General features: G+C 71.3%; 3 protein-coding genes. All 3 read left to right on the top strand.

Going from position 1 to position 3,046, the window contains the following annotated elements; translation table 11 throughout:
- Window positions 1-432 precede the first annotated feature (432 nt).
- The gene (gene glmS / locus FDZ70_08595; protein ID TLM72194.1) at window positions 433-2,262 is read left to right on the top strand and encodes a glutamine--fructose-6-phosphate transaminase (isomerizing); all 1,830 of its coding nucleotides are present in this window, start codon (window positions 433-435) and stop codon (window positions 2,260-2,262) included.
- Window positions 2,263-2,266: 4 nt separating this feature from the next.
- Window positions 2,267-2,797: a holo-[acyl-carrier-protein] synthase gene (gene acpS, locus FDZ70_08590; protein TLM72193.1), complete on the top strand. Its 531-nt coding sequence runs from the start codon at window positions 2,267-2,269 to the stop codon at window positions 2,795-2,797.
- A partial coding sequence (locus FDZ70_08585; protein ID TLM72192.1) for a hypothetical protein occupies window positions 2,794-3,046 on the top strand: 253 nt, incomplete at its 3' end. The genes acpS and FDZ70_08585, both read left to right, overlap by 4 nt.

Genomic DNA, 3,046 nt, shown 5'->3' with positions numbered 1-3,046 from the left:
GCACCCACCTCGGCGTTCTCGAGGTCGCGGAGTGGGCGGACGGCGGGGCGCAAGGCGCGCCGTAACCCGGCCGTCACGTGCCGGGCGCGTCCCTGATGCTAGAATCTGTGGTGTCCGTCCGCTACCGCAAAGGGGGGAGCCGCGCCGATCTGACCGCGTGAAGCAAGCGCCGGGGCTGCCGCGATCGTGGCAGTCGACGAGGCGAGGGGTCATCGAAGCGTTCGGCGGATGCCCCTCCGGCCACACCGGGGTCGTGACGGTGCCGACAAATCCCGCGGGCGACCGCGGGGACAAAGCGGCACCGGGCCGGTGGAGACGAGTGAGCGGCCCGCGGGTCGGGCCGTCCTCGAAGCGGTGCGCGCCGTGCTCGCGCGCTCGGCCACCGCCGACAAGCGACCATCCACCCTTCAGTCGACAAGGACCGGTATCCCTATGTGTGGAATCGTCGGATACGTCGGGCCGAACAAGGTCACCGACGTGCTCCTCTCAGGGCTCGCCCGGCTCGAGTACCGCGGCTACGACTCCGCGGGCGTCGCGGTCGTGTGCGGCCCGGACCTGCGCACCACGCGCCGCGTGGGCAAGCTCGCGAACCTCGCCGGCGCCATCGCCGAGCACCCGCTCGACGGCTCGATCGGCATCGGCCACACCCGCTGGGCGACGCACGGCCGCCCGAGCGAGGAGAACGCCCACCCGCACGCGGACTGTTCCGGCCGCCTTGCGGTCGTGCACAACGGCATCATCGAGAACTACCTCGAACTGCGCGAGGAACTCGCCGCGCGCGGTCACGAGATCCGCTCGGAGACCGACACCGAGGTGGCAGCGCACCTTGTGGAGGAGGCGTACGCGGGCGACCTGACCGCGGCGGTCGCCAAGGCGGTCAAGCGGCTGCACGGAAGCTACGCGCTCGCCGTCGTGCACGCCGACCATCCCGGGACCATCGTCGCCGCCCGGCAGGACTCGCCGCTCATCATCGGCGAGGGCGACGGGGAGAACTTCGTGGCGAGCGACATCCCCGCCGTCCTCGCGTACACGCGCGAGGTGCTCGTGCTGCTCGACGGCCACGTAGCCACCGTGACGAAGGACTCGGTCGAGGTCGTCGACGAACTCGGCAGCCCGGTCGAACCGGAGCGGCTGCACGTGGAGTGGGACCTCGACGCCGCCGAGAAGGGCGGCTACGAGGACTTCATGCTCAAGGAGATCAACGAGCAGCCTCGCGCCATCCGCGAGACGCTGCGGGGCCGGATGGGCGAGGACGGCATCGTCCAGCTCTCCGAGCTGCAGATGACCGGCGATGAGATCGCCGCGCTGCGCCGGGTGATCGTGATCGCGTGCGGCACCTCGTACCACGCGGGGCTCGTCGCGAAGTGCCTGATCGAGCAGTGGGCGCGCATGCCCGTCGAGGTCCAGGTCTCCAGCGAGTTTCGCTACTCGGACCCGATCGTCGGCGACGACACCCTCGTCGTCGCGATCACGCAGTCGGGCGAGACCGCCGACACGCTCGCGGGCGTGCGCGAGGCGCGGGACCGCGGCGCGAAGGTCCTCGCCATCACGAACGTGGTCGGCAGCCGGGTCACCCGCGAGTCCGACGGCGTCGTCTACACGCACGCCGGCCCGGAGATCGGCGTCGCGGCTACCAAGACCTTCACCGCGCAGATAGCCGCGCTCTACGTCCTGTCGCTCAAGCTCGCCCAGGTGAAGGGCACGCTGCACCGCTCCGAGATCGAGCGTATCTGGCACGAGCTCACCGGCATCCCGGAGGTCGTCGAGCGCATCCTCGCCGACACGGGCGCGCTCGAGGAGTGCGCCGACGAGTACAAGGACGGTCGCGTCTCCTCGTTGTTCCTCGGGCGGGGCATCGGCGTGCCCGTGGCGATGGAGGGCGCGCTCAAGCTCAAGGAGATCTCCTACATCCACGCCGAGGCGTACCCCGCCGGCGAGATGAAGCACGGGCCCATCGCGCTCATCACCCCGCAGGTGCCGGTCGTGGTCGTCGCCACGGCGGGCCACACGTACGACAAGGTCGTCAGCAACATCCAGGAGGTGCGCGCGCGCGGGGCCGAGGTCATCGCCGTGGCGACCGAGGGCGACGACGAGATCCGCAAGCACGCCGAGCACGTGCTCTACGTGCCGGAGACCAGCGAGGACCTCGCGGCGATCCCGGCCGTCGTGCCGCTGCAGCTGCTGTCGTACCTGATCGCGAAGGCCAAGGGCTGCAATGTGGACCAGCCGCGCAACCTCGCGAAGTCCGTGACGGTGGAGTAGCGCCATGGTCTTCGGGCTGGGTGTGGACATCGTCGAGATCGAGCGCATGCGCGTCGCGCTCGAGAAGCACCCTCGGATGAAGGAACGCTGCTTCTCGGCCGCAGAGCGTGAGTACTGCGAGAAGCGAGCACGGCCGGAGGTGCACTACGCGCTGCGGTTCGCCGCGAAGGAAGCGGTATTGAAAGCGCTCGGCTCCGGCTTCTCGGGCATGCGCTTCACCGACGTCGAGGTCGGGCGCGACGAGCGCGGGCGTCCGCAGCCGATCCTGCACGGCAACGCCGCCGAGACCGCGGAGCGCCTCGGCGTCACCGAGATGCACCTGTCGCTGTCGTTCACGCACGTCACCGCGGTCGCGTCTGCAGTGGCGCTCACGGGCGGCAGCGCGCCCAAGCCGCCCGAGGTCGACCCGAAGGACCGCCTCGCCGCCGCGTTCAGGGAGGCCCGCGGTATGCTCGACAGCATCGGGGCCGCCGCGGACGACGACGCCGTCGAGCCCGGGGCCGTGATCGAGGGGGAGCCGGGGGAGGACGCATGAGGTACGCGCTGAACACCGGACAGGTCCGCGACGCCGAGCGGCTCGCGGGGAAGCAGGGCGTGACGACCGCCGACCTGATGGAGCGGGCCGGCCGCGCGGTCGCCGCCTGCGTGCGGTCCTCGGCGCCGGGTGGCCGTGTCGCGGTCGTCACCGGCAAGGGCGGCAACGGAGGTGACGGCTGGGTCGCGGCGCGGGCGCTGCGCGAGGCCGGGCGTGACGTCTACGTCGTCGCGTGCGCCGGGCCGGAGG

Source organism: Actinomycetota bacterium (assembly GCA_005774595.1).
Lineage (GTDB): Bacteria > Actinomycetota > Coriobacteriia > Anaerosomatales > D1FN1-002 > D1FN1-002.
Note: the sequence above shows the minus strand (reverse complement) of the source record. Positions and strands in the feature narration are given on the sequence as shown.